Origin of the sequence: Oceanibium sediminis (genome assembly GCF_003265325.1) — a bacterium.
Lineage (GTDB): Bacteria > Pseudomonadota > Alphaproteobacteria > Rhodobacterales > Rhodobacteraceae > Halovulum > Halovulum sediminis.
The window spans coordinates 537,726-564,602 of the sequence record NZ_QGNX01000001.1; the positions used below are offsets into that span (position 1 = coordinate 537,726).

At 65.1% G+C, this 26,877-nt stretch carries 24 protein-coding genes; 9 read left to right on the top strand and 15 right to left on the bottom strand.

Annotation, left to right across the window (positions count from 1 at the left end):
• Position 1: 1 nt before the first annotated feature.
• From DJ029_RS02665 to DJ029_RS02690, 6 genes are read right to left on the bottom strand one after another with little or no spacing between them, the layout of a single operon-like run.
• Positions 2 to 295 carry a 4a-hydroxytetrahydrobiopterin dehydratase gene (locus DJ029_RS02665; protein ID WP_112320769.1) on the bottom strand — a complete coding sequence of 98 codons (294 nt, stop codon included), beginning with the start codon at positions 293 to 295 and terminating at the stop codon, positions 2 to 4.
• A complete protein-coding gene (locus DJ029_RS02670) occupies positions 295 to 1,470 on the bottom strand; it encodes a GNAT family N-acetyltransferase (RefSeq protein ID WP_112320770.1) in 1,176 nt (391 codons plus the stop codon). Before DJ029_RS02670 ends, DJ029_RS02665 begins: the two co-directional genes overlap by 1 nt.
• Before the next feature lie 57 nt (positions 1,471 to 1,527).
• Entirely contained in the window at positions 1,528 to 2,304 is a 777-nt protein-coding gene (locus DJ029_RS02675) for a glycerophosphodiester phosphodiesterase family protein (RefSeq protein ID WP_112320771.1), read from the bottom strand.
• Positions 2,297 to 2,761: a RidA family protein gene (locus tag DJ029_RS02680; RefSeq protein ID WP_112320772.1), complete on the bottom strand. Its 465-nt coding sequence runs from the start codon at positions 2,759 to 2,761 to the stop codon at positions 2,297 to 2,299. The genes DJ029_RS02675 and DJ029_RS02680 overlap by 8 nt, the downstream gene beginning before the upstream one ends.
• Before the next feature lie 10 nt (positions 2,762 to 2,771).
• Positions 2,772 to 4,151 carry an HlyD family type I secretion periplasmic adaptor subunit gene (locus tag DJ029_RS02685; RefSeq protein ID WP_112320773.1) on the bottom strand — a complete coding sequence of 460 codons (1,380 nt, stop codon included), beginning with the start codon at positions 4,149 to 4,151 and terminating at the stop codon, positions 2,772 to 2,774.
• A complete protein-coding gene (locus tag DJ029_RS02690) occupies positions 4,148 to 5,896 on the bottom strand; it encodes a type I secretion system permease/ATPase (RefSeq protein WP_112320774.1) in 1,749 nt (582 codons plus the stop codon). Before DJ029_RS02690 ends, DJ029_RS02685 begins: the two co-directional genes overlap by 4 nt.
• Before the next feature lie 162 nt (positions 5,897 to 6,058).
• Here DJ029_RS02690 and DJ029_RS02695 point away from each other — a divergent pair, with 162 nt between their 5' ends.
• Together DJ029_RS02695 and DJ029_RS02700 are read left to right on the top strand one after the other, a co-directional pair.
• The gene (locus tag DJ029_RS02695) at positions 6,059 to 6,829 is read left to right on the top strand and encodes an MlaA family lipoprotein (RefSeq protein WP_157966238.1); all 771 of its coding nucleotides are present in this window, start codon (positions 6,059 to 6,061) and stop codon (positions 6,827 to 6,829) included.
• Positions 6,816 to 7,433 carry an MlaC/ttg2D family ABC transporter substrate-binding protein gene (locus tag DJ029_RS02700; RefSeq protein ID WP_157966239.1) on the top strand — a complete coding sequence of 206 codons (618 nt, stop codon included), beginning with the start codon at positions 6,816 to 6,818 and terminating at the stop codon, positions 7,431 to 7,433. The genes DJ029_RS02695 and DJ029_RS02700 overlap by 14 nt, the downstream gene beginning before the upstream one ends.
• A 27-nt stretch (positions 7,434 to 7,460) precedes the next feature.
• On the opposite strand, the gene DJ029_RS02705 is transcribed toward DJ029_RS02700, so the two are convergent.
• Positions 7,461 to 9,542 carry a transglycosylase domain-containing protein gene (locus tag DJ029_RS02705; protein ID WP_112320777.1) on the bottom strand — a complete coding sequence of 694 codons (2,082 nt, stop codon included), beginning with the start codon at positions 9,540 to 9,542 and terminating at the stop codon, positions 7,461 to 7,463.
• Between the two features lie 284 nt (positions 9,543 to 9,826).
• Between DJ029_RS02705 and DJ029_RS02710 the strand changes: the two genes are divergently transcribed.
• From DJ029_RS02710 to DJ029_RS21660, 7 genes are all read left to right on the top strand, one after another.
• Positions 9,827 to 10,165, top strand: coding sequence for a P-II family nitrogen regulator (locus DJ029_RS02710; protein ID WP_112320778.1), 339 nt, complete (start codon positions 9,827 to 9,829; stop codon positions 10,163 to 10,165).
• Positions 10,166 to 10,202: 37 nt separating this feature from the next.
• Positions 10,203 to 11,516, top strand: a complete 1,314-nt coding sequence (locus DJ029_RS02715) for an ammonium transporter (protein ID WP_112320779.1) — start codon at positions 10,203 to 10,205, stop codon at positions 11,514 to 11,516.
• A 171-nt stretch (positions 11,517 to 11,687) separates the two neighbouring features.
• On the top strand, positions 11,688 to 12,134 hold the full coding sequence (locus DJ029_RS02720) for a GAF domain-containing protein (RefSeq protein ID WP_112320780.1): 447 nt from the start codon (positions 11,688 to 11,690) through the stop codon (positions 12,132 to 12,134).
• 93 nt (positions 12,135 to 12,227) lie between these two features.
• Positions 12,228 to 13,712: an AMP nucleosidase gene (locus tag DJ029_RS02725; protein WP_112321318.1), complete on the top strand. Its 1,485-nt coding sequence runs from the start codon at positions 12,228 to 12,230 to the stop codon at positions 13,710 to 13,712.
• Positions 13,713 to 13,857: 145 nt separating this feature from the next.
• Positions 13,858 to 14,148 (top strand): HU family DNA-binding protein, encoded by a 291-nt coding sequence (locus DJ029_RS02730; RefSeq protein WP_112320781.1) that lies wholly within the window; start codon positions 13,858 to 13,860, stop codon positions 14,146 to 14,148.
• A 78-nt stretch (positions 14,149 to 14,226) separates the two neighbouring features.
• Positions 14,227 to 15,087, top strand: coding sequence for a DMT family transporter (locus tag DJ029_RS02735; protein WP_112320782.1), 861 nt, complete (start codon positions 14,227 to 14,229; stop codon positions 15,085 to 15,087).
• Positions 15,088 to 15,296: 209 nt separating this feature from the next.
• On the top strand, positions 15,297 to 15,497 hold the full coding sequence (locus DJ029_RS21660) for a hypothetical protein (protein ID WP_157966240.1): 201 nt from the start codon (positions 15,297 to 15,299) through the stop codon (positions 15,495 to 15,497).
• A gap of 11 nt (positions 15,498 to 15,508) precedes the next feature.
• On the opposite strand, the gene gyrB is transcribed toward DJ029_RS21660, so the two are convergent.
• The 8 genes from gyrB to dnaA form a co-directional block, all read right to left on the bottom strand.
• Positions 15,509 to 17,923, bottom strand: a complete 2,415-nt coding sequence (gene gyrB, locus DJ029_RS02740; RefSeq protein WP_112320783.1) for a DNA topoisomerase (ATP-hydrolyzing) subunit B — start codon at positions 17,921 to 17,923, stop codon at positions 15,509 to 15,511.
• A 125-nt stretch (positions 17,924 to 18,048) separates the two neighbouring features.
• A complete protein-coding gene (locus tag DJ029_RS02745) occupies positions 18,049 to 18,669 on the bottom strand; it encodes a LysE family translocator (protein ID WP_112320784.1) in 621 nt (206 codons plus the stop codon).
• Positions 18,666 to 19,793: a DNA replication/repair protein RecF gene (recF, locus tag DJ029_RS02750; RefSeq protein ID WP_112320785.1), complete on the bottom strand. Its 1,128-nt coding sequence runs from the start codon at positions 19,791 to 19,793 to the stop codon at positions 18,666 to 18,668. The genes DJ029_RS02745 and recF overlap by 4 nt, the downstream gene beginning before the upstream one ends.
• A gap of 12 nt (positions 19,794 to 19,805) precedes the next feature.
• On the bottom strand, positions 19,806 to 20,924 hold the full coding sequence (gene dnaN, locus DJ029_RS02755) for a DNA polymerase III subunit beta (protein WP_112320786.1): 1,119 nt from the start codon (positions 20,922 to 20,924) through the stop codon (positions 19,806 to 19,808).
• Between the two features lie 144 nt (positions 20,925 to 21,068).
• Entirely contained in the window at positions 21,069 to 22,790 is a 1,722-nt protein-coding gene (locus tag DJ029_RS02760; protein ID WP_112320787.1) for a TadE/TadG family type IV pilus assembly protein, read from the bottom strand.
• Positions 22,791 to 22,982: 192 nt separating this feature from the next.
• Positions 22,983 to 24,674 (bottom strand): pilus assembly protein TadG-related protein, encoded by a 1,692-nt coding sequence (locus DJ029_RS02765; protein ID WP_157966242.1) that lies wholly within the window; start codon positions 24,672 to 24,674, stop codon positions 22,983 to 22,985.
• 187 nt (positions 24,675 to 24,861) lie between these two features.
• Positions 24,862 to 25,302: a TadE/TadG family type IV pilus assembly protein gene (locus DJ029_RS02770; protein ID WP_112320789.1), complete on the bottom strand. Its 441-nt coding sequence runs from the start codon at positions 25,300 to 25,302 to the stop codon at positions 24,862 to 24,864.
• Positions 25,303 to 25,457: 155 nt separating this feature from the next.
• Positions 25,458 to 26,819, bottom strand: a complete 1,362-nt coding sequence (dnaA, locus tag DJ029_RS02775; RefSeq protein ID WP_232822942.1) for a chromosomal replication initiator protein DnaA — start codon at positions 26,817 to 26,819, stop codon at positions 25,458 to 25,460.
• Positions 26,820 to 26,877 lie beyond the last annotated feature (58 nt).

Genomic DNA, 26,877 nt, shown 5'->3' on the forward strand with positions numbered 1-26,877 from the left:
CTCAGGCCGCCGCATCCATCTTTCCGGCCAGCGCGATGTCCAGCTCGGTCAGCCCGTCGGCGTCATGAGTGGTCAGGACGACCGTGACGCGGTTGTAGACGTTGGACCATTCGGGGTGGTGGTTCATCTTTTCCGCCTGGATCGCGATCCGCGTCATGAAGCCGAAGGCGGCGGGGAAGTCCTTGAACTTGAACGCCTTGGTGATCGCGTCGCGCCCCTCGGTCATCTGCCAGCCGGATTCGAGCAGGGGCTGAAGTGTGCTGTCGCGGGCGGCTCCGGTGAGTTTCTCTGCCATCAGGGTTCTCCCTCCACTTTTCTGAACGGGCCGTAGCTCGTCAGGACTTCGATTTCCTCGTCCACGGCGTCGCGCTCGGCCTCAAGGTACTGTTCCACGGCCCGTGCGAAACCTTCGTCCGCCATCCAGTGCAGCGAGTAGGTCGGTACCGGCAGGTAGCCGCGGGCCAGCTTATGGCCACCTTGGGCACCGGCTTCGACCTTGGACAACCCGTGCTCGATCGCCCAGTCGATGGCCTGATAGTAGCACGCCTCGAAATGCAGGCAGGCGATTTCCTCGCGGCAGCCCCAGTAGCGGCCATAGAGCGTCTCACGCCCGATGAAGTTGAGCGCCCCGGCCACCGGCGTGCCGCCGCGTTCGGCGAGGACCATCATCATCAGCTCGGGGAATTCGGCGTTCGCGATCTCGAAGAACTGGCGCGTCAGGTAGGGGGTGCCCCATTTGCGCGCGCCGGTGTCCTGGTAAAACTCCCAGAACGCGTCCCAATGGGCGGGCTCGAAATCCGCGCCGGTGATCCGACGGATCGTACCGCCGAAAGCCTGCGCCGTACGCCGCTCCTTGCGGATCGTCTTGCGCTTGCGCGAGTTGAGGTCGGCGAGGAAGGCGTCGAAATCCGCATAGTCGCGGTTCAGCCAGTGAAACTGCTGCCCGGTGCGTTGCAAAAGACCCATCTCTCCGCCCATCTGCCACTCCGCTTCGGTGCAGAAGGTGCAGTGGAAGGACGACAGGCGGTTTTCCGTGGTCAGTTGCAACGCGCCCTGCACCAGCGCCGCGAAGCCCTGGCTTTCCCATCCCGGACGGGTGAGGAAGCGCCGCCCCGTCGCCGGGGTGAAGGGCACGCAGGATTGCAGCTTCGGGTAATACCGCCCGCCCGCGCGTTCATAGGCGTGGGCCCAGTTGTGATCGAAGATGTACTCGCCCTGGCTGTGGCCCTTGGCGTAGAGCGGCATCACGGCCACCACCTGCCCGCCGAAACGGGCCACAAGGTGGCGGGCCTGCCAGCCGGTGCCCGGCCCGACAGAGCCGCTGTCCTCGAACGCGGCAAGGACCTTGTGCAGGGTGAACGGATCCTCGGGCCAGCCCCCGGCGGGGTTGGCGCAGGCGTCCCATTCCTCGGCCGGCACGGCCGATATCGCGGCCAGGACCGAGATTTCGAATTTGTCGCTGTCGTCCATCACGGATCCGGCTGTCATCGGGGGCATCCCCGACACATGGGTGCCGGGGCGCTCAGGTCAATGCGCCAGCTTGGCGGGATACCCTTCGAAGGTGATGTTGTCCGCGATTTTTCGGGCCGCGCTCTCCTCCTCCTCGGAGCGGATGGTCCAGGTCAGCACCGGCACGCCGCGCGCCTTCAGCGCGTGGATCGGCGCACGGTCCAGGTCCGCCTTGCCGCAGGACACGAAACACGCCCCGGCGGGGTCGTATTCCGCCAGCGCGGACAGCGCCTGACGCCGGGCGGCGGGCAGGGCATCGTAGTGCGGCTTCTCGAAATCCTCGGTCACGATGCCACAGGCCAGGTGCGGGGCAAGCTGGTGCAGCGTCGCGACACTGTGGGGATTGAAGGACATCACCGCCACCGGACCGGCATAGCGTTGCAGATCCTCGACCACCGCCGCCTCGAGCGCGCCGACGCGTTTGCCCATGGCCCCGTCCTGGTCCTTAAGCTCAAGCAGCAGCGGCACCTTGCCGCCGACCACCGACAACGCGGTGGCCAGCGTCGAGATCCGGTCGCCCGCGCCGTCGAGCAGGGGCACCCCGGCCAGCGCCGCCGCCCTGAGGTCGCGCACCTGTTCGGGGCGACCCGTCAGCCGCTTGAGGTCGTCGTCGTGGAACACCATCGCGACGCCATCGGCGCTGAGCTGCAGGTCGAGCTCGATCCCGTACCCGGCGGCGACGGCCGCCTCGATCGCAGAGAGGCTGTTTTCCACCCGCCCCGCGGCCCGGTCGTGCAGGGCACGATGGGCCAGGGGCAGGCGCAGCAGCTCTGGCGGCAGCGCGGGATCAGGCAAGACGGAAGATCCCTTCGATTTCCACCTGCACGTTGAACGGCAGCGAGCCGCTGCCGACGGCGGCGCGCGCGTGGCGGCCCTTGTCGCCGAACACTTCGACCATCAGGTCCGAACAGCCGTTCACGACCTTGGGATGCTCGGTGAAATCCGGTGCGCCGTTGACGAAGCCGGTCAGCTTGACGACGCTGGCCACCTTGTCGAGGTCGCCACCGCAGGCCGCGCGCAGCTGGGCGATCAGTGCCATGCCGCACAGGCGGGCCGCTTCCTGCGCGTCGTCGGCGCTGACCTCGGATCCGACTTTGCCGGTCAGCATCTCGCCACCGCGGATCGGCAACTGGCCCGAGATGAAGACCATGTCCCCCGACACCACGTAGGGCACGTAATTTGCCGCCGGCATCGGTGCATCGGGCAGGGTGATGCCAAGCTCTGTCAGGCGGGCGTCAATGGTTCCGGTCATGGTCTTCCTCTCAGGTTTCGCGGAAGGCGCGGTTGAAATAGTCAGCCAACGGCTTCAGCAGGTAATTCAGCGGGGTACGTTCCCCCGTTCGGATATAGGCTTCCACGGGCATGCCCGGCAACAACTGGTTCTGGCCGAGCTTGGCAGCCTCCCCCTCCAGCGGCAAGAGCTCTGCGGTGTAATAGGCCGCGCCGGTCGTTTCGTCCACGAAGGCATCGGCGGACACCTTGGTGACCACGCCCATGATTTCCGGCGTCATGCGCTGATCGAACGACGGGAAGCGCAGGCTTGCCTCCTGCCCGATGCGCACCTGGTCGATGTGGATCGTCTCGATCCGGCTGGAGATGACCAGCGGTTGTTCCTGGGGCACGACGTACATCAGCACTTGCGCGGGCTGCACCACGGCCCCGATGGTATTGACCTGCCGGGCATAGACCACGCCGTCCACCGGCGCGCGGACTTCCAGCCTGAGCAGGGTTTCCGTGGTGCTGAGGCGGCGTTCGCGCAGCTCGATCTCGCGGTAGTCGATGTCGCGCAGGGTGGTGATCGCATCTTCGCGCAGGTTGCTTTCCAGTTGCAGGATCTCGATCTCCGTCTGGGTGATCTGGGCGCGGGACTCAGCCTCGCGCGCCTGCAACTCGCCTAAAAGCCCGCCGAGGCGCGCGGATTCGCGGCGCAGCGCCAGCACGCGGCTGGCCTGGGTCAGGCCACGATCCAGCAGGCTTTGCTGATCGGCGAGTTCCTGCGCGATCAGCGCGCTTTGCTCGGACAGGGCGGCGATCTGGGCGCGCGTGCCTTGGATCTGCTGCTCGATCTGGAGGGTGCGCTCACGTAGCTGGCGGGTCTGCTTGTCCAGCGTCTCGCGCCGCGCATCGAACAGGCGGGCCTGGCCCTGCATCAGGCTGGCCACGTCCGGGCGGTTTTGGGCGACGGCGACAAGCTCGGCGTCGAAGGCGACGTCGTCCGCGCCGTCCCGCTCCGCCGTCAGGCGGGCCTTGCGGGCCAGGATCTCGAAAAGCTGGCCCTCGATGATCGCCAGTTCCGAGCGTTCGATGGTGTCATCCAGCCTGAGCAACACCTCGCCCGCCTGGACCGGGTCGCCATCCTCCACCAGGATTTCGCCAACCACCCCGCCGGAGATGTGCTGCACCGCCTGGCGATTGCCCTCCACCTCGATCATGCCGGAGGTGACGACCGCACCCGAGATCGTGACCGAGACCGACCAGAGGCCAATGCCGAGCAGCAGCACGACCAGCGCCGCGAAGCCGATGAACAGCGGGCGGCGCTGGCTCCACGCGGGGCGCGCGGCGCGGGCGGTCGGGGGCACCTCCCGGGTGGCGGGCAGTTTCGACGCGTCCCGCGCGGGGACCGGAAGGGGCTTGTCGTTCATGTCTTGCCCTCCGAGGTCAGCGCGCCCGCCACCTTTTCATAGTTCTTCAGCTGCGCCTTCAGCACCTCGTCCCGCGGGCCGAAGGCTTTGCGCATCCCCGCCTCCATCACCAGGATGGTGTCGCATTCCGCGATGCCGGCGGGACGGTGGGCCATGATGATGACCGACTTGTTTTCCTGCTTCATCGCGCGGATCGCGGCGTTCAGCGCCGCCTGCCCCTCCGCGTCCAGGTTGGCGTTCGGTTCATCCAGGATCAGGATCGCCGGGTCGCCGTACATGGCGCGGGCAAGGCCGATGCGCTGTTTCTGTCCGCCCGACAGGCGGCTGCCGCCGGGGTTGATCATCGTGTCATAGCCATCGGGCAGGCCCAGGATCATGTCATGCGCCCCGGCGCGCTTGGCGGCGGCGACAACCGCCTCCGCGTCGGGCGCAGCGGCGAGGCGGGCGATGTTCTGCGCGATGGAGGCCCCGAACAGCGCCACGTCCTGAGGAAGGTAGCCAAGGGCGCGGCCCAGCGCCTCGGACGCGTAGCGGTCCAGCGTCGCGCCGTCGAGGCGCACGCTGCCCGAAGCGGGCGGCCAGATCCCCGTCAGCACCCGCGCCAGCGTGGATTTGCCGGACCCCGACGGCCCGATGACGCCCAGCGCCTGCCCCTGTTCCAGGCGGAAACTGACCATGCGCAGCGTCGCCACCTTTTCGCCCGGCGGCACCACGGTGACATGCTGGGCGTCCAGGATCGCGCGCGGCGCGGGCAGCGCCGTCGGCTCTGGCAGGATCGGGGTTTGCGCCAGCAGCGTTTCCAGCGATCGCCAGCCCTGCCGGGCACGCTGGAACAGCGGCCAGCCGTTGATCGCCTGCTCCACCGGGGCCAGCGCGCGGCCCAGCAGGATCGAGGCGGCGATCATCGCGCCCGCGGTCAGTTCGGCCTGCAACACCAGCCAGGCGCCAAGGGCGAGCATCGCCGATTGCAGAAAGAACCGCAGGGTTTTCGACATCGTCGCGAAGGTGCCGGTGCGGTCTGAGGCGGCGATATGCTCGGCCAGCGCCTCGGACCGGGTTTCGCGCCAGCGCGCCATTACGGCGGGGCGCATGCCGAGGCCCTGGATCAGCTCCGCCTCGTCCCGCGCGCCGGTGGCGAAAGCGTCGGATCGGGCCCCGGCCACCGCCGCGTCCTGTACCGGGCGCGCCGTGGTCAGCTGGTTCAGCAGGGTGATCGTGATCAGCAGCAGCCCGCCCCCGACGGCAAGCCAGCCGAGCATCGGGTGGAAGATGAAGATCGCGAAGATGAAGATCGGCGTCCAGGGCATGTCGAAGATGGCGAACAGCACCGGCGCGCTCATGAAGCGCTGCACCGCCTCGAGGTCGCGCAGCCCGGTGGCGGGGCGGGCCCGCTCCACCGGGGAAACCGCGCGGCGCAGGGTGGCGTCGAACACCCGCTCGTCCATGTCGTCCTGGAACCGCGCGCCGATCCGCGCCGCGACCCGCCCTCGGGCGTAATCGAGGAAGCCCATGAGCAGGTAAAGCGCGGCCACCAGGCCGAAAAGCGCGACCAAGGTCGCCTCGGACCGGCTGGACAGGACCCGGTCGTAGACCTGCAACATGAACAGCGGCCCGGTCAGCATCAGCAGGTTGACGAAGACCGAGAACAGAGCGATCGACAGGAACACCCCCCTGCCCCGGCCCATCGCGGCCCGAAGCTCCCGGCGGGACCGGTCAAGAGGCGAGTTCGGTTGAGCAGCAGCCATCGTGAGAATTGCCCTTAATTCTGTCAATCGGCCCTTTGCGAACCATATATCCGACAGAAATGTATATCATGATTGGTTAACAGCGCTAAAAACACCAGCCTCCCCTTACTGCGGGTTCGGGGCAAGGGTATCAGGTGAGGAGTTTGAAGTTACGGAATGACGATGACTAGCCCCAATCTGCCGCGGATTCACGGAATAGCCTTACGCGCCACAGTCCTTGCGGGGCTGCTCGTCGTGGTCACCGGCTGTGCAGGGCCGCAGACGTCGGCCCTGGACGTCGACGATCCCTGGGAAGAGCGGAACCGCAAGGTGCACGCCTTCAACAAGGCGCTGGACCGGTCGGTCGTGAAGCCCCTGTCCGACGGCTATGTCGCCGCGGTGCCCAGCCCGGTGCGGACCGGGGTCAGCAACGGGGTGAACAATCTTGGCCAGCCGGCGGCCTTCATCAACCACCTGTTGCAGGGCGATATCGACGACGCGGGCGCGAGTTTCGCGCGTTTCGGGATGAACACGGTGTTCGGCCTTGGCGGGCTGCTGGACCCGGCGACGGACGCGGGCGTGTTCGACCGGCCCACGGATTTCGGGGAAACGCTGGCGGTCTGGGGCGTCGCCTCCGGCCCCTACGTGGAACGGCCGGTGTTGGGGCCCAGCACAGTGCGGGATTCTTTTGGCCGGATCGTGGAGTTTGTCGCAGACCCTGCGAACAACCTGGTTAGAAGTGTAGACCCGGACATCACCGGCTACGTGATCGCCGCGCGGGTCGGCAACGTGCTGCAGGTGCGCAACGACCTCGATCGGGTGATAAACGCGCTGTATTACGAGTCTGCCGACAGCTATACCGCCGCGCGCATCGCCTATCTTCAGAACCGCTCACGCGCGGTGAACGATGGCGTGGCCGATATCGACCTGGAGGACCCAAATGCCTTTGACTGAAGCAGGACCAACCCGCCGCACCTTCCTGATCGGGGCCGCCGCCCTTGGGCTCGTCGCCCTGTTGCCGGGCCGCGCGCTGGCGATTTCCACCGGAGAGGCGCAGTCGCTGGTCCAGAAGGTCACCTCTGAATCGCTGGCGATTGCGAACTCCAACGTCTCCACCGCGCAGGCGCTGGCGCGGTTCGAGCGGATGTTCGCCACCTACGCGGATGTGCCGCTAATCGCGCGCTCGGTGCTGGGCCAGCCGTGGCGGTCTGCCTCAGCCGCGCAGCAGCAGGCGTTCGTGCAGGCGTTCCAAGGCTACCTGGCGCGCAAATACGGGTCGGAGTTCCAGGAATATCGCGGCGGGACCGTGACCATCGTCAGCACCGCGGACCGGGGCGACAAAGGGATCGTCGTGTCGACCCGCGTCGATTATCCCGGCTATGCGCCCACCAGCGTGGACTGGCAGGTCGTGGACAGGGGCGGTCGGCCCAAGGTGTTCAACATGTTCATCGAGGGCGTCTCGATGTTGTCCACCGAACGCTCGGAAGTGCGCGCCCTGCTGGAGGCGAACCGCAACAGCATCGACGGGCTGATCGCCGCCCTGAACGCACGGGGGTGAATGAGCGGGGCCGTCGCGCCCCGCCCCTCAGTAACTGCTTTCAAGCCCGAACAGCGTGTCGAGCACGCGGTTCATGATCGTGTCCGCCTCCGGGTCCGCGCCGCCGGTCAGCAGCGCGCCGCCGCGATCCTCGGGGACGATCATCGGCAAGGGGGACGCGGGCTTGCCGTCATGCACCCTGACCATGGTTTCGCGCCAGATCTCGGCAGGCAGTCCGCCACCGGTGACCCCGGTCAGCGGCGTGTTGTCGTCATAGCCCATCCAGACCCCGGCCACGTAATCCCCGGTAAAACCGACGAACCACGCATCCCGCGCCGCCTGCGTCGTGCCGGTCTTGCCGGCCGCGGGGCGGTCGTCCAGCTGCGCGCGCCGCCCGGTCCCGTTGGCCACCACGTCCGCGAGCATGTAGACCATGTGCCCCGCCACCCGCTGATCCAGCACCCGGATCGCATCCTGCCGGTCCGAGCCCATGAGCAGCCCCCGCTCACCCTTCAGGCGCAGTTCCATCAGCCCGTAAGGGATCGAGCGCCGCCCGCCGTTGAGGATACCCGCATAAGCGCCGGTCAGCTCCAGCAGCGTCATCTCCGACACGCCCAGTGCCAGCGCCGGACCCTTTGCCAACTCCCGCGAGATCCCGAAATCGGCGGCGATGCTGCGCACCCGCTCACGCCCGGCCCGTTCAGAGACCTTGACGGCGATGACGTTGATGGAGTCGCGCAACCCCTCCAGCAGGGTCACGGGACCCCTGAAATCGCGCGTGTAGTTCTTCGGGCTCCACGGGCCAGAGCCGCGCACGTTCAGCGTCAGCGGCGCATCCTCCATCACGTCGAGCGGATGCAGACCTGCCTGCAACCCGGCGGCATAGACGAAGGGCTTGAAGGCCGAGCCGGGCTGGCGCAGCGCCTGCGTCGCGCGGTTGAACTGGCCATTGGCGTCCGAACCGGTCTTGCGCCCGCCGACGATCGCGCGCACCGCCCCGTCGGGCGACATCACGACGATCGCCGCCTGCGCCTTGGAACCGTCGCGCACCTTGGTGGCGAACACATCGCGCAGCGCGGATTCCGCCGCGCGTTGAAGCGTCGGATCAAATGTCGTGGCGATCACCACGTCCTCGGTGGTGGAATTGGTCAGGAAGCTCGGTCCTGCCGACATCACCCAATCCGCGAAATACCCCCCAGCCCGCGCCTCCGCCGCCGAAGAAAGCTGCGCGGGATTGGCCCGGGCGATGTCCGCCTCCACCCTCGTCAGGTGGCCCTGCTCCTCCATCAGGCCGATGATCACCTCGGCCCGGCCTTGCGCGGCGCGGATATCAGACGTGGGCGCATAGCGCGACGGCGCCTTCAGCAGCCCCGCCAGCATCGCGGCTTCCGCCGGGTTCACGTCGCGCGCGGACTTGTTGAAATAGCGCTGCGCCGCCGCCTCGAAACCCTGCGCCCCCGCGCCCAGGTAGGCCCGGTTGAGATAGATCGAAAGGATATCGTTCTTTGAATACTTGATCTCCATCGCCAACACGATGGGCACCTGCTTGATGTGCCGCTCAAGGCTGCGGGTGTTTTCAAAGAACAGAAGTTTCGCCACCTGCTGCGTGATGGTCGAGCCCCCCTGAACGACACGCCCCGCCCTGATGTTGGACACCATCGCCCGGGCGATCCCGCGGGGGTCCAGCCCGAAGTGGTCATAGAACCGCTTGTCCTCGGTCGCCAGCACGGCATTCACCAGGTGTGGCGAGGCGGTCTCGGCCCGCGTCACCACGTATTGCTGGCCCCGCCAGGCAAAGGTGCGGTTGTTGCGATCCAGCAGCGTGACAGAGCCCCGCTCGCGCCCGTCGAGCAACTGCTCCATGTCCGGCAGGGTCGCATAGGCATAGAAGGTGGTCGCGGCCAGGATCAGCCCGCCGATCACGGCCACGCGGATGCCGACCCACCAGATCAGCCGGAACACCAGTGCGAACAGAAGGAAGCGCAGCACGCGCTCGATCAGACCGGGCCGCCGGGACCGCCGCGTGGCGCGCCGCTGGCGCGCGGTCGCCTTCGGCGCGGTTTTCGCCTTGCCCCTGGTCGCGGTTTTGCGCGGCCCCGCCTTGGGACGCGTCTTGCCTGTTCTCGCCATCTGCATGGGCCTTTTGTCTACTCTGCCCTTGGGGGGCACATTACCCGCTTTGCCGCGCGATGTAGAGCGGAAACCAAACCCATCTCAAGTGTGATTAATTTTTAAGCTCTGTATCATTTTTGTGCATAAATTAGTCCCGCATTGCACAAAACTTGAATTCTCAGGCCCCGATTTTTCGCGAATTTCTGGTCAAGCCGCCCGCGCAGGCTTCTTTTCCCGCCATCGGCTGCACCGCAAGCAGCGCACCCGATCCGTCGGGTTTTCAACCGAAGCAAGGGGAAAAGATGAAACTGATCGTAGCTGTCATCAAGCCGTTCAAGCTGGAAGAAGTCCGCGAGGCGCTGACCAGCCTGGGTGTGCAGGGCTTGATGGTCTCCGAGGTCAAGGGATACGGCCGCCAGGCCGGGCATACCGAGATCTACCGGGGCGCCGAATACGTCGTCAACTTCGTGCCCAAGATCAAGCTCGAACTCGTCGTCGCGGACGAGATGGTCGACAAGGCCATCGAAACCCTCGCGACCACCGCCAAGACCGGAAAGATCGGCGACGGCAAGCTGTTCGTGCTGCCTGTCGAGCAGGCCCTGCGCGTGCGCACCGGGGAAACCGGCGACGAAGCCATTTGATCCACATCTGCCCACTATCCGAAATCGGGAGATCCGAATGAAAACTACCCTGAAAACCGTGATGCTGAGCGCAGCCCCCCTGCTCGCAGCCACGCCCGTTCTGGCGCAGGAAGCTGCCGCGCCCGACGAAACGGGCTTCATCTTCACCACGTTGCTGTTCCTGATCGGCGGGTTCCTCGTCTTCTGGATGGCGGCGGGCTTCGCGATGCTCGAAGCGGGCCTCGTGCGCTCCAAGAACGTGACCACCCAGCTAACGAAGAACATCGCCCTCTTCTCCATCGCGTCGATCATGTACTGGCTGATCGGCTTCAACCTGATGTACCCCGGTGACGGCTGGATGATCGCCGGCTGGCTCGGCGGCTTCTCCCCCACCTCGCTGGAGCCTGTCGGGCTTGAGGGCGTCGAGCCCGCGCTCGACTACGCCTCCGTCGGGTCGGACTTCTTCTTCCAGCTGATGTTCTGCGCCACCACCGCCTCCATCGTGTCCGGCACCCTGGCGGAACGCATCAAGCTTGGCCCCTTCCTCGTCTTCGTCATCATCCTGACAGGGCTGATCTACCCGATCGAGGCGTCCTGGCAGTGGGGCGGCGGCTGGCTCAGCGAAGCAGGCTTCGCCGATTTCGCCGGCTCGACCCTGGTCCACGCCGCGGGCGGCTTCGCAGCCCTGGCCGGCGCCATCGTGCTGGGTCCGCGCATCGGCAAATACGCCGCTGATGGCCGCGTGACCCCGATCCTCGGCTCGAACATGCCGCTGGCCACGCTGGGCACGTTCATCCTGTGGCTCGGCTGGTTCGGCTTCAACGGCGGCTCGCAGCTTGCCATGGGCACGGCGGCAGACGTGGCCGACATCAGCCGCATCTTCGCCAACACCAACATGGCCGCAGCCGCGGGTGCCGTGGCGGCCCTGCTGCTGACCCAGACCATTTACGGCAAGACGGACCTGACGATGGTGCTGAACGGCGCGCTGGCGGGGCTCGTCTCCATCACCGCAGAGCCGCTGGCGCCAACCCTGTTCGGGTCCCTCTGGATCGGGGCTGTCGGCGGTGCGATCGTCGTCTTCGCCGTGCCGTTCCTCGACAAGCTGAAGATCGACGACGTGGTCGGCGCGATCCCGGTCCACCTGTTCGCAGGCGTCTGGGGCACCATCGCGGTGATCTTCTACGGCGACGCGAGCCTCTTCACCCAGCTGACCGGCGTCATCGCCATCGGCGCCTTCGTCTTCGTGGCAAGTCTCGTCGTCTGGCTGATCATGAAGAACACCGTTGGCATCCGCGTGGACGAGGAAGCCGAGATCACCGGCCTCGACATGTCCGAACTCGGCATGGAAGCCTACCCCGAGTTCACGACCTGACCGCCCGCAAGGCACGGACACCGACCATCGCGGGCCCCCATGCGGGGCCCGCTTCTTTCGCCCCCCCTCCAAAGTCCCAAAATATCCCGGCGAGCACGAGGGGCTGGCCCCTCGTTCCGCCCCCTGCCCCGGGGACTTGACGTCGGACCGCGGCGCGGGTCTGATCCCCCGATGAACACCGACACCCTCTCCAACCGCATCCTCGCCCTGACCGAGGGCGAAGACGACCCGGTCGCCCTGATGGCAACCGTCGCCTGCGAGCTGTTCCATTCGGACGAGCGCTTCGACTGGGTCGGCTTCTATCGCGTCACGGACCCGCAGATGCTGAAGATCGGCCCCTACCAGGGCGGCCACGGCTGCCTGAAGATCCCCTTTTCCCGCGGCGTCTGCGGCGCCGCGGCGCGCACGGGACAGACCCAGCGCGTCGACGACGTGGAGGCATTTCCCGGCCACATCGCCTGCGCCGCCTCGACCCGCTCGGAAATCGTCGTGCCGGTCCATGACCGCGACGGCGGCCTGATCGGCGTGCTCGATATCGACAGCGACCGCCCGGCCGCCTTCACGGCGAACGACCAGACCATGCTCGAAGCGCTGATGTCCGCGGTCTTCGCCCGCTGAGCGCGCAGCCGCCCTGCCATCGCCCGGGCTTGCGCGAACCGGCGTTGCGGCGCATAGAATGACCAGCCCCCAAAGGATACCCCGCCCGTGAAACTGCCCAGATCGCAACCCGAGCTTCCCGTTCTCAGCCCCGACCCCGTCTCGCCGCAAAGCTACGATACGCCCGAAGGCGCCGTCCGCGCGCTGATCGCCCTTTACGAGGAGGCAACGGCCTTCCTGCGCGAGAATTTCACCGCCGTAATGAAGGGCGGCGCGGCGGAGGCGCGGTACCGGGCCTTCTACCCCGAGATCTCGATCACCACGACAAGTTTCGCGCGCGTGGATAGCCGCCTAAGCTTCGGCCACGTGGTCGAGCCGGGCCGCTACACCACCACGATCACCCATCCGCGCCTGCTTTCGGGTTACCTGACGCAGCAGATCGGCCTTCTGATGCAGAACCACGGCGTGCCGGTCACCATCGGTCCATCGCGCACACCGATCCCGGTGCATTTCGCCATGGCCGAGGGCACGCACCTGGAAGGCAGTATCGAGGATCACCTGCAACGCCCCTTGCGCGACCTGTTCGACGTTCCCGACCTGGAAACCACGGACGACCGGATCACCAACGGCGACGTGCTCGTGGGGCCCGACGGGGACCGCGCGCTCGCCCCGTTCACCGCGCAGCGGATCGACTACTCGCTGGCGCGCCTGGCGCATTACACCGCCACCGCCCCCGAGCATTTCCAGAACCACGTGCTGTTCACCAACTACCAGTTCTACGTGGACGAATTCATCGCCTATGCCCGCGCTCAGATTTCCGATCCTGACAGCGGCTATGAAGCGCTGGTGGAGCCCGGAAACCATGTGACCACGGCACAGGGAACCGGGGGCACCCCCGCTGCGAAGATGCCGCAGATGCCGACCTATCACCTGAAACGCGCCAACGGATCCGGGATCACGCTGGTCAACATCGGCGTCGGCCCGTCCAACGCCAAGACGATCACCGACCATATCGCGGTGCTGCGCCCGCACGTGTGGCTGATGCTCGGCCATTGCGCGGGGCTGCGGAACTCGCAAAGCCTGGGCGACTACGTGCTGGCCCACGCCTACGTGCGCGAAGACCACGTGCTGGACGACGATCTGCCCACCTGGGTGCCGATCCCCGCGCTTGCGGAAGTGCAGGTCGCTTTGGAGCGCGCCGTTGCCGAAGTGACACAGTTGGAAGGCTTCGAACTGAAGAAAGTCATGCGCACCGGCACCGTCGCCACCATCGACAACCGCAACTGGGAGTTGCGCGACCAGTCCGGCCCGGTGCAGCGGCTCAGCCAGTCCCGCGCCATCGCGCTGGACATGGAAAGCGCGACCATCGCGGCCAATGGCTTCCGCTTCAGGGTTCCGTATGGAACGCTACTTTGCGTATCCGACAAACCCTTGCACGGCGAACTTAAACTTCCCGGCATGGCGACCGCTTTTTATTCCCGCCAGGTCGCCCAGCACCTCCTGATCGGGCTGCGCGCCATGGAAAGCCTGCGCGAGATGCCACTGGAACGGCTGCACAGCCGCAAACTTCGCAGCTTTGAAGAGACCGCGTTCCTATAACCCGCCCTTCGTCAAGGCCCATAAGCCATAAAAAAAAGGGAAAACAGGCTAAAACGCCCATTGTTTTTTCATGGGGGATTGGCTTTAGTCTGCGGGCAAGTTAACGCGCGAGCGTCAAAAACAATCTCAATCGGGGAGCTATATAATGGCCCAGAAACCTATGACCAAAACCCAACTTGTTGCCGCGCTGGCGGAAAAAACCGAAAGCGACAAGGCAAGCGTGAACCGTATGCTGGACGCGCTTACCGAAGTGGTGACGAAAGAGGTTGCGGACGGTGGTGCTGTGACCCTGCCGGGCCTTGGCAAGTTTTCTTGCCGTGAGCGTCCCGCTCGTATGGTACGCAACCCCGCCACGGGTGAGCAGATGCACAAGGACGCTGACCGCGTCGCAAAAGTGACCATTGCAAAAGCACTGAAGGACGTCATCAACGCCTGAAGGCGCTGAGACTTCCAACCTTTCGGGGCCGCCATCAGGCGGCCCTGTTTCTTTCTGGCCCCGACCTGGAAACCGTTCATGGAATTGCGTATCGCCCTTGTGGGGTTGGGGTTCGTCGTGATCTGGTCCAGCGCTTTCACTGCCGCGCGGATCGCCGTGGTGGATGCACCGCCCTTCCTTTTCCTGGCCATCCGCTTCGCCGTCGCGGGGATATTGGCCGTCGGGGCCGCCTGGCTCATGGGGCAACGGCTGACGCTGGATCGGCGCGGCTGGCTGTCGGTGGCATTGTTCGGCGTTTTCCAGAACACACTCTACCTGGGGCTGATTTTCACGGCGGTTCAGCGCATTGAGGCGTCCATCGCGGTGATCATCGCGAGCTGCCTGCCGCTTGTCGTCGCCGCCGCGCGCTGGATCCTGTTCGCCGAAAGGTTGCGTCCGCTCGGCATCGCCGGGCTGGTGGCGGGGCTGGCCGGGGTGCTTGTCATCATGTCCGCCCGGATCACTGGCGGCGCGGATCCGCTCGGCATCCTGCTCTGCGTCGGCGGGCTGCTGTCCCTTGCGACGGCCACGCTTCTGATGGGCCGCGCCAGCGCGGGGGGCAACCTGCTGATGGTGGTCGGCCTGCAAATGTTCGCGGGCAGCCTTACCCTGCTGCCTCTGAGCGCGATCTTCGAGACCTGGGAGATCACGTTCACGCCCTCGCTCGGGCTGGCCTTCGTCTATATCGTGCTGTTCCCCGGCCTGCTGGCGACGCTGATCTGGTTTCACCTTGTCGAGCGGATCGGGGCCACCCGCGCGTCCAGTTTCCACTTTCTGAACCCGTTCTTCGGGGTCGCCATCGCCGCGCTCATCCTGGGCGAAGCGCTGACCCTTCGGGACCTTCTGGGCGTCGGCGTGATCATGGCGGGGATCTGGGGCGTGCAGCGCGGCAAGGCCTGAATACGTCGAAAATGTGGCAATCTGGCTAGCTCGGGCCAGCGATCGCGATCTATAGATTAATACTATATTTCAGTTAGATAGATTACCAAGCCGTAATTGCGCAGATCAATTTGCCGTTATTTAACTGTTTTTTGGTCATATTGTTGTCATATTTGATAGGATGCACGCCGTTCCGGCACTATCTGTTTCCAAAACAGTGGGGAGATAACATGGTCAGGCAGATCGCACGTTTCTACTTACTCGCCATGGCGCTGACGTTTTCCATCACGCTCTGGGTCGGCGCGACGGGCGCGCCTTACCTGCACGTCGTCTCGGTCGCGCTGTTGAGCTGGCCGCTGGCGGCGCTGATCCTGCTGGGCGAGTCCAAGGTGAACAGCCTGTGGGAAACGGCCCAGCGCAAGCGGCGCTGAGCCCTTTGCGATCAGAAGTCCAGGTTCTCGACGCTCAGCGCGTTTGCCTGGATGAACTCGCGGCGGGGCTCCACCACGTCGCCCATCAGGCGCGTGAACACCTCGTCGGCCTCGGTCATCTCGTTGATACGGACCTGCAACAAGGTGCGCGCCTCCGGGTCCAGCGTGGTTTCCCAAAGCTGGTCGGCGTTCATCTCGCCCAACCCCTTGTAGCGTTGCAAGGTCAGGCCCCGCTCGCCCTCAGCCATCACGGCGTCCAGAAGGTCCAGCGGGCCGTGGATCAGCGTCGACTTGTCCCGGCGCACCAAGGTGGCGGGCCTGGTGTACACCTCCTGGAGACCCCCGGTCAGACTGCCGAGCTTACGGGCCTCGCCCGAGCGCAGGACCTGCCCGTCGAGCACCCGGACCTCCTCCACGCCGCGCAGAACGCGGAACAGGCGCAGCCCGTGATCTTGCGTGGGACGGCCCTGCCAGCCACGCTCATACTCGACGGCGATCAGATCCAGCCGGGTGGCGACAGAGTCCGCCGCCTGCTGCAAATCCCCATCCAGCGCGCCAGGAGCCAGCACGCCGGCAATCGCGGCCTGCTCAAGGATCGGGCGCGGGTAATGCGTCGGAAAGGCGTTCAGGATCGTCCGCGTCTGGCGCGCTTCGGTCACCACGCGGGCAAGGTCCTGCCCCGAGATCTCCTCCCCGTCGCCGAGGCGCAGGAAGGTTTCGTTCAGACCCTGCTCGATCAGGTAATCCTCAAGCGAGGCCTGGTCCTTCAGGTACACCTCGGACTTGCCCCGGCTGACCTTGTAGAGCGGCGGCTGCGCGATGTAGATGTAGCCCCCCTCGATCAGCTCGGGCATCTGGCGGAAGAAGAACGTCAGAAGCAGCGTGCGGATATGCGCGCCGTCCACGTCAGCATCTGTCATGATGATTATCTTGTGATAGCGCAGCTTGTTGATGTTGAACTCGTCCCGGCCGATCCCGGCGCCGATCGCGGTGATCAGCGTGCCGATTTCCTGGCTGGACAGCATCCGGTCGAACCGCGCGCGCTCCACGTTCAGGATCTTGCCCCGCAGCGGCAGGATAGCCTGGTTCTTCCGTGACCGCCCCCCCTTGGCCGAGCCGCCGGCGCTGTCACCCTCGACCAGGAACAGTTCGGACTTGGCCGGGTCCTTTTCTTGGCAGTCCGCCAGCTTGCCCGGCAGCGAGGCGACCGTCATCGCGGATTTGCGCGTCATCTCGCGCGCCTTGCGGGCGGCTTCGCGGGCCAGCGCAGCTTCGATGATCTTGCCGACGATGGCCTTCGCCTCGCTGGGGTTTTCCTCGAACCACTCGGACAGTTTCTCGTTCATCAGCCCTTCGACCGCCGGGCGCACTTCCGAGCTAACCAGCTTGTCCTTGGTCTGAGAGCTGAACTTCGGATCCGGCACCTTGACGCTGAGCACGCAGGTCAGCCCTTCGCGGGCGTCATCGCCGGTGAAGCTGACCTTCTCACGCTTGGCCAGGCCGCTTTGCTGGGCGTAAAGGTTGATCGTGCGGGTCAGCGCGCCGCGAAAGCCCGCCAGGTGCGTGCCGCCGTCGCGCTGGGGGATGTTGTTGGTGAAGGGCAGCACCGTTTCGTGGTAGCTGTCGTTCCACCACATCGCCACCTCGACCCCGATATCGTCGCGCGTGCCTTCCACGAAGATTGGCTCGCTGATCAGCGGGTGTTTCGAACGGTCGAGGTAGCGCACGAATTCGCGCACGCCGCCTTCGTAGATCAGCTCGCTTTGCATCGGCTCGACCGGGCGTTCATCGCGCAGGGTGATGCGCACGCCGGAGTTCAGGAACGCGAGTTCCCGCAGCCGGTGCTCCAGCGTCTTGAAGATGTACTCGCGGTTCGAGAACGTTTCCGTCGAGGCGAGGAAGCGCACCTCGGTCCCCTTGCGCCCGTTCGCGTCGCCGACGACCTTCAGCGGCTCGGTCGTGAACCCGCCTTCGAAGCGGACATAGTGTTCCTTGCCGTTGCGCCAGATGCGCAGCTCCAGCCACTCGCTCAGCGCGTTGACGACGGACACGCCGACGCCGTGCAGACCGCCCGACACCTTGTAGGAGTTCTGGTCGAACTTCCCGCCCGCGTGCAGCTGGGTCATGATGACCTCGGCGGCGCTGACGCCCTCTTCCTCGTGGATGTCCACGGGGATGCCGCGCCCGTTGTCGCTGACGCTGACGCTTTCGTCGGCATGGATCGTGACGCTGACGGTATCGGCGTGACCGGCCAATGCCTCGTCAATGCCGTTGTCCACGACCTCGTACACCATGTGGTGCAGACCGGAGCCGTCGTCCGTGTCCCCGATGTACATGCCGGGGCGCTTGCGGACGGCTTCCAGACCTTTGAGGACCTTGATGGAATCGGCACCGTATTCCGGTTGCTGCTGCTCGTTATCGGCCATGTGGGGCGCTTCCCTTTAGTTTTGCCGCATTTTACGCGCAGGCCACCGGATTGTCACGCGATTGCGGCAGAATTTCGGGGTATTCTTTACATGGTTATCAATGGGTTAGCGCGCCCGAATCGGGGTCACGAAACGCCGATCACAAAGCCCACCAGGATCAGCATGATCCCAGCACTGAAGTTCATCCGCGCCCGCGCCCGGGGCGAGGTCAGAATGGCGCGAACCCTGTCCAGGAAAAGCCCAAGCGCAAGGTTCCCGCACAGCGGAACAAGCGCGGAAATCGCGCAAATCACGGCGACATCGATAGCTGTGATCTGCGCCAGGTCGAAGAAGCCCGGCAGGATGCCCATGTAGAACAGGATCGCCTTCGGGTTGCCGATGATCACCAGCAGCCCGGCGGCAAAGCCCGCCCAGGCCCCCGGCGCGGTCAGGGCCGAATTCTCGCCAATCTGGCGATGGCGGTGGCGGATCAGCGCAACGCCCATCAGCGTGAACACGACCGCGCCGGCGTAGCGCAGCACCTCCAGCATCTCGCCATAGACGGAGGCGAGCAGCGTGACGCCAAGGATCGCCAGCAGCGGCCAAAGCACATCGCCCACCACCACGCCCAGCGCCAGCGGCCAGGCGCCGTTGAACCCCGCGGCCAGCGCCCGGCCGATGATTGCCACCCAAACCGGCCCCGGGGTCAGGAACAACACCAGCAACGCACCCGCATAGAGCGCCAGATCGGTCAGTGAAAGGGTCATGCGGGTGCCGGGTCCACCGTTTCAACGGTGGACACGCCTTCGGCGCTGCCGGTGACATGCAGCCACAGGGCGCGGTCCTGCAACGGGGTGAACAAGGCCGCGTCGGTGCCCGTCATCCAGGCCTGCGCGCCGAGAGCGCAGACCTCGTCATAAAGCGCGCGGCGGCGTTCGGGGTCCAGGTGCGCGGCCACCTCGTCCAGCAGGATGATCGGCGCGGCGCCGATATCCTCAGCCAGCGCGCGGGCATTGGCGAGGATGACCGAGATTAGCAGCGCCTTCTGCTCGCCCGTCGAGCAATGGCGCGCCGGCATGTCCTTGGCCGCGTAGATCGCGGTCAGGTCGTCACGATGCGGCCCGCTCAGCGTGCGCCCGGCGGCCATGTCGCGCGGCCGCTGGCTGCCAAGTGCCGCGCGCAGGCGGTCCTCATCAGGTTCCGGCGCGCTGTCCTCTGGCCCCACCAGCGCAAGGTTGGCGCGCGGAAAGCTGGTCGCAGCCCCGGTCTGGGCCGCCATCAGCCGGTCCAGCGCCTCGGCCCGGTTGCGGGTGATCCGCGCGCCCGCCTGCGCCATCTGCGCCTCAAGCCCCGCGTACCAGGCGGGATCGCGAACCTGGTCCTTCAGCAGGCGGTTGCGCTCACGCATGGCCTTTTCATAGGCGAGGACGGTCTCGCCATGCCCAGGCTCAAGGCTGAGCGTGATGCGGTCAAGGAAGCGGCGGCGTTCGCTGGCGGTATCCAGCCACAGCCGGTCCATCGAGGGGATCAGCCAGATCACCCGCGCGATCCGGCCCAGCGCGAACTGCGGCGCGGGCTTGTCGTCGATAGTCAGGAAGCGTGGTGCGTCGGGCGCATCCGCCCCGGTCTCGATCTGGTGGGTGCGGTCCGGCGCTTCCAGCGTGGCGCGGATCTTCCAGCCGATCCGCTCAGGCGCGCGGGCCAGGTCCTCGCCCGTCGCGCGGCGCAGGCCACGGCCCGGCGACAAAAGCGACAAGGCTTCCAGGATGTTGGTCTTGCCGGCCCCGTTCGGCCCGTAGATGGCCACGGGCCGGCCGTCGCCCTCGATCAGCGCGGACTTGTGGGACCGAAGGTGACTGAGCTGTAGCCGGGTGATCGCAAGCCGGGGCACGGCGCCTCGGGCCTAGACCCGCATCGGCATGACCACGTAGACCGCCGTTTCGTCGTTGCCTTCGCGCATCAGCGTCGGATCGCCCGAGGAGTTGAACAGGAACACGGCGTTCTCACGGTCGACCTGGTCGGCGATTTCCTGGAGGTACTTTGCGTTGAAGCCGATCTCCAGCGGTTCATCGCCGTAGGCGACGGCCAGTTCCTCGTCCGCCGCGCCGCTGTCGGGCGCGTTCACGGACAGGATCAGCCGATCCTCGTCCAGGCTCAGCTTGACCGCGCGCGAGCGTTCGGAGGACACGGTCGACACCCGGTCCACAGCGCGGGAAAACTCGGCCGCGTCGACCTCAAGCCGCTTGGTGTTGTTCTGCGGAATCACCCGCGAGTAGTCCGGGAAGGACCCGTCGATCACCTTGGAGGTCAGCGTCACTTCCGGCGTCGCGAAACGCACCTTGGTCTCGGAAACAGAGACGGCGATCTGCACGTCATCGTCATCCAGCAGCTTGCGCAATTCACCTACCGTCTTGCGGGGCACGATCACGCCGGGCAGGTTGTCCGCGCCCTGCGGCAGCGGCGCGTCGATCCGCGCCAGCCGGTGCCCGTCGGTGGCGACGCAACGCAGGGTGCGCCCGTCGGGCCCGTCGGCGGCGTGCATGTAGATGCCGTTCAGGTAATAGCGGGTTTCCTCGGTCGAAATGGCAAATTTTGCCTTGTCGAACAGGCGGCGCAGCACGGCGGGTTCGGCGGCGAAATTGCAGTCGTACTCGGCACTTGCCATCACCGGGAAATCCTCCCGCGGCAAGGTGGCGAGCGAGAAGTTCGAGCGGCCCGCGCGCACGTTCATCCGCCCGGCGGTGGCGTCGTATTCCAGCTCGACCATGGCGCCATCGGGCAGCTTGCGCACGATTTCATGCAGGGTATGCGCGCCAACGGTGGCCGCGCCGGCGCTCAGCACCATCGCGGGGGCCCGGTCGACCACCTCGATGTCCAGGTCGGTGGCGCGGAACGACAAGGTGTCGCCCTCCGCCTCGAGCAGGACGTTCGAGAGGATCGGAATGGTGTTGCGCTTTTCGACCACGGATTGAGCGCGTCCCATGGCTTTCAGCAGTGCCGAGCGTTCGATGCTCACCTTCATGATCTTTCCCCTGTCGTCCCGGTCTTGGGACGCAGACGGTACTGAATTCGCGGGATTGTTCAAACGAAAAGTGCGCCTTTGCCGGGCGCAAATGGAAAGGGCCGCGATGTGCGGCCCTTTCGTCATACACTCCTGCGCGCTGGCTCAGTAAACCAGGCGGTAGTAGTTATCGACCAGGGTATTCTCGCCGTTGACGCCGCCTTCGCAGCCGACCCAGCCGCCGCCAGCCATGATGTCCACGTCCCCGTCGGCGATGATCTGCGAGCCCTGGAACGCATCGCCCTGCGCCGCCAACTGCACGTTGCTCTTGGTCACAAGCCGCGATCTGCGGATCGTTACGCCGGCCGCCATTGAAATGTTGCCGTTCGCCACGATATCCGTGCCGAAACGCCGGTCCGGGTCGTCACAGCTGCCATTGCCCAGGATCGCACCGGAATTGCCCGCAATCGCCGCACCGCCGCCGGGCAGCAGCGCCGAAGACATGATCGAAGAGCCGGACAGGTCGTTCGTGCCGTTGAAGGTGAACCCGCAAGGCGACAGAAGCACGACGTTGTTGAACGGCAGGTCGTTGGCAAAAACGATTCCCTGGTTTCCGCTCAGCGAGCACGTCCCGTTGATACCGCCGTCGATGCTGACGACTACGCGCTCGGGCAGGGGCCGGTAACCGGCGGGCAGCGACTCCGCGTTCTGCGGTGAGGACCCGCCATTGGTGGTTCCGGGGATATAGCCGTCCACTAGGTCCTGGAAGTTGTCCGCGGTCATGTTGATTTGCGTGATTCCATGCACCAACGGATCAACGGTAGGGTCAATGACAGCGGTTTGCGGGACCTGCGAGGCGTCCAGGATGGGCGCGGGCCGCAGTTCGGCGTCGACCTCGTTGTAGTTCCTAGCCAGCGAGGATTCCTGAAGGAATGCCTGCGGTATGTACCGGGATTCAGCATTTTCGTGGGACAGGTAGGCTTTCGGGTTCGTCGCCGCCGCGATGTAGTAGTCGTAGATCGCCGGGACGTCCGGCATGTAGGACTGTTCGCCGATGATGTTTTCTTCCAGAAGCTTTCCGTCACCCACCAGGGTGTCGGAAATATCGGATGTACGGCCGATCGCATCTTCGTAGGGGCTTTCGGTTTCACAACGAGACCCTTCGCCCAGGCACAGGCCATCCGCATCCTTGCCGTAGCTGATGGTGGGATAGGTGCCATCGTCCGCAGGGTAGTGGCCGGAGTTGTTCTGGAAGATCACGCGGTCTTCCCCGTGCAGGCAGATGGAGCCCTGGAAGACGTTGTTGGAACGGAAGAACAGCGTACCGCCCGCCATCACGCCCTCAAGATCGGGGCAGTTCTCCGGCTCGAACATCTGGGCGATCGCGGTTGCGCCGACGTCCCAGGCGTCCGCCGGGCCGAAGATATCGACCAGCAGCAGGTTCAGCGGGTTGCCGTTGGACGTGGTGCGCAGCGCGCGCGCCTTGGCGGCGTTCACGACCAGGCCTGTCGCACCGAAGTCGGCCTCGGCGATGAAGGCAGAGCCGTTCCAGTAGCCCATGGTGACTTCCGTCTCAGGCGTGACGGAGGTGACGTTGACCCCGGGGTCCATGTTCACGTTGGCCAGCAGGTTGCCCGCCGCCTTGCCCCGAGCGCTCGCCGTTGCGGGCGGCGTCGTCACGGTAGGGAAGGTGGACGCGAACTTGTCGGCTTCCTTGTAGGTGATGATCGCGGCGAGCGAGGACGCGTCAGCCGTCGCCTGAAGCGCGGCCTTGTGGCGGAACGCATTGGACGTGTCGATGACCAGCCCCGCGATCGTCAGAAAGATGCACAGCCAGAAAATTGACCATACGGTCGAGGCACCCGATTCATCGTTACGCATGCTCATATCTAAACCTTTCAATATCAAGGAATTACGCTCCTTGAGTCGGTTAAAGATAGCCTAACTTTCGCCCAAATTACAGATGGTCAACCCGCTGAAAGTGCAAAACCGCACCCGCCGGCAGGGTTATGCCGGTGGATGCGGTCATCTAAGGGCCTGAACTTCAAAGGCAACCGGACCCGAAGGCCCGGTTACTAATTAGTAAACGACACGGTAGAAAAGGTCCGGGAAATCGTCGGTCAGGCCGGTCAGCGGCGTACCGCAGCCTTGCCAACCGCCCTGAGACGCGAAGGAGGCGTTGCCCGCCGTCTTGATTCGAGTCCCCCGCATACCGTCGTTCTGAGCGGCGATTGACACGTCGCCTACCGCGATCAGGTTGCCGGATGCAAAGCGCGCCCCGGAGGCAAAATGCACCTTGCCCTTCGTCACCAGCGTCGTTCCGCGGGACGTGTCAGAGCAGTTGCCGTCCCCGATGACCGCCCCGGAATTGCCGCTGACCACCGGGTTGCTGCTGACCTGGTTCGAAAAGAACAGGGCCCCGGCTACGCTGTTGGTGCCGTTGAACACGAGTTCACAGCCGGTCTGGACCACCACGTTTTCCAGGACGCTGTCCCCGGTCAGGGTGACCTTGCTGGCCTGGTTCGTGCAGCCCGATCCGCCATCGATCCGGATGACGGAGCGTTCGGGGAACAGCTGCCCGTCGGCCGCAGTGTAATTCTGCATGTAGGCTTCGAAGGTGGGCGCCGTCATGGTGATTTCCAGGACGCCATCCTCGATCATCGCCGTCGGCAAGGCAGTCCCGGGCAGCGGGTTACCGTTACTCTTCGTCGGCAGCGGCGGCATGGTGAAGGACGACGGGTCGATGGGCGTCGCCAGGATCACCGCATCGGTCCGCGGGTTGCGGTCCGGGTTCTGCACCATGAAATCGGGATAGTAGCGGTTTTCCGCGGTATCCGCCGCGGTGTATCCATCGGGATCGTTGATCCACTTTTCATAGTAGGAATAGATCCCCTCCACATCCGGCATCCGGTTGATCGCCCCGGCGATCATTTCCAGGGTCAGCTGCTCGCCTTCAGTCTGGCTCTGGTAGGGAATGACGTTGTCATATGGTGCGGAGTCCTGGCAATTGCTCCAGCCCTTGCACAGCGCATTGGAGGAAGAACCCCAGCTGATGACGGGCGAACCATCGTCAACACCCGGGGTGTTGTCGATGAAGGCTGAGCCGGTGTTGAAGTCGATGCCATCGTCGCCGTGCAGGCAAAGTTCCCCCTGGAACAGGTTGCCGGACGCGAAGTTCAGCGTCCCCCCGGCCTGGATCCCCTCGGGCGGGCAGGGCTGGTAGGTAAAGGTTTCCGCAATCGCGGTGGCGCCCACGTCCCAAGTGCCCGAAGGCCCAAAGATGTCCACGAGCAGCAGGTTCAGCGGGTTACCGTTGCCCTGGGTGCGCAGCGAGCGGGCGCGGGCCGCGTTCACCAGCATTCCGCCGGTCATGCTCGCCTCGGGCGTGAAGACCTTGGTGGACGAGTTCCAATTGCCCATTTGAACCTCGGTCGTCGGGGTGACGGAGGTGATGTTGACGACCGGATCCATGTTGATGTTGGCCAGCTGGTGCGCCGCGGTCTGACCCGTCACGCTACGCGACCCGGGAAGGGTCGTCGTGTTGAAGGCGGCCTTGTACTTGTCCTCCTCCATGTAGCTGATGATCGCGCTCAGCGCTGCGGCGTCGGCCGTGGCCTGCAACGCGGCGCGATGCCGGTAGGCATTCGACGTGTCGATGATCAGCCCCGCCAGCGCCAGGAAGGCGCACAGCCAGAAGATGGACCAGGCGGTTGTCGCCCCGTCTTCGTCCCTTGCCAGCCATGCCGGCGCTTTTCTCAGGTTCGAAATCATATCTTCACCCCATGTGTAGCGCATACAGATGGACCCAGCCCCCCTGAGCCAATTCTTCCGGCACCCTCCCCGAACCCCGGGGGTTTCGATGGATGAGGGATACGGACTTAACGCACGGTTATACTGGTGAAAATACCCGTCTCAGTGTTTGGCGTTAACGCCAACCTGTCAACACCATTTGGCGTCGTCAGGATCCTTCGCGAATTTGTGTGACCGATGCGCGTATCGTATCGCCGGCCACGATTCCCAGAACGCCGGTCAGGTCGATGTCCTGCGCCTGGTGCGTGATCGTCACTTCCACGGTCCCGGATGTCGCGCCGAGATCCACGGTCACCGACGGCAGGACACCACGGAAACTGGCCTTGTCCTGCGCGAAATCGATCGCTTCCTGTTCCGTTTCAAACTGGCCGATGGCGGCAGAGCGGGCCGCATCGGAGGCCACGTCGTACATGATGGCCTGCGCGAGGAACATGAAACACACGTCGATGATGATCCCGAGTACCAGGATGAAGATCGGCAGCCAGAGCACGAACTCGATGGTAGTCGTGCCGCCGTCTTCGTCCACGTTGAAGAAGCGCCGGGCGCGCCTGCATTGCTCCGTCAGGATTCTATCAACACACAACGTCATATGTTTGCCCTCTCACGCAGCCAATCTGCGCTGTTCCGACGACCAGTCGGCCATATTTCGCAGCCGCGACACTAGGCTAAAACTCACAACCTAACCAGACTACAAGTTACTAAGGGGTTAATCGGGCAGGAATATGGCGACGCGGCCACGCCAGGTCAGGCCTCCAGCATGCGGCGCAGCAGCTCGACTTCTTCGCTGATCTGAGAATCGACAGCGCGCAGCTCTTCGATCTTCTTCACCGCATGGATGACGGTGGTGTGATCGCGGCCACCGAATCGGCGCCCGATCTCAGGCAAGGACTTGGTGGTCAGGTTCTTGGACAGGAACATGGCCACCTGGCGCGGGCGCGAAACGGCGCGGGCACGGCGGGGGCCAAGAAGCTCGGCCATGCGAACGTTGTAGTGGTCGGCCACCTTGCGGATGATCTCCTCCACGGTGACTTTCCTTTCAGAGGCTCGCAGCACATCGGCCAGGCATTCCTGCGCCATGTCCAGGTTGATCGGCCGCCCGACCAGCGACGCGAAGGCGTAAAGCCGAGTCAACGCACCCTCGAGCACGCGCACGTTCGAACTGATCCGGTGCGCCAGGAACTCAAGGACCCTGGCGTCCGCCTCGATCCCCGGGTTCAGGCGCGCCTGGTGCTCGGACTTCGCCTGAAGGATACCAAGGCGCAGTTCGTAATCAGTCGGATGCAGGTCCACGACCAGCCCCGATTGCAGGCGTGACTTGATCCTCTCCTCCAGGCCGGAGATTTCGCCCGGCGCGCAATCGGCGGAGATCACGATCTGCTTGTTCTGGTCTACCAACGCGTTGAACGTGTGGAAGAATTCCTCTTGCGTACTTTCCTTGCCGGCGATGAACTGCACGTCATCGACCATCAGCACGTCGACAGAGCGGAACAGCTCCTTGAAGCTGTGGGTGTTCTTGAAACGCAGCGCCTGCACGAAGCGGTACATGAACTGCTCCGCCGAGAGATACAGCACGCGGGGGGCCTTGTCGGCCGACTGGATCTCATGCGCGATGGCGTGCATCAGGTGCGTCTTGCCGAGCCCGACACCGCCGTAAAGGAACAGCGGGTTGAAGGTCACCGGGCCACCCTCGGCCACGCGGCGGGCGGCGGCATGGGCCAGCTCGTTGGGTTTGCCGACGACGAAACTGTCGAAGGTCAGTCGCGAGTCGAGCGGCGAACTCGGCAGGTCGGCCTGCGCGGGTTCCGGGGCATGGCGCGGCGCCGGGGCGCGCGGCGCTTCGCGGGCGGGCGCCTGCTGCTGCCGGGCGCCCGAGACGGAAAAGTCGATTCGCGACACGGCATGGTCCGGCGAACTGGCCAGGCGGCGCAGGCGTTCCCCGTAGTGCTGGCTGACCCAGTTCCCGATGAAGCTGCTCGGTGCGCTCAGGTACAGAACGCCGTTGTCACATCCGCGGTACTCCAGCGGGGCGATCCAGGTCTTGAACGCGGAATCGCCAATCGCTTCCTGCAAGCCTGATTTTACTGTGCACCAGACGTCAGTTTCCATGTTTTCCGCTTCCTCGTGAACCATATCTTCATCCCGGCCGATTTGCCGATCATCCCCC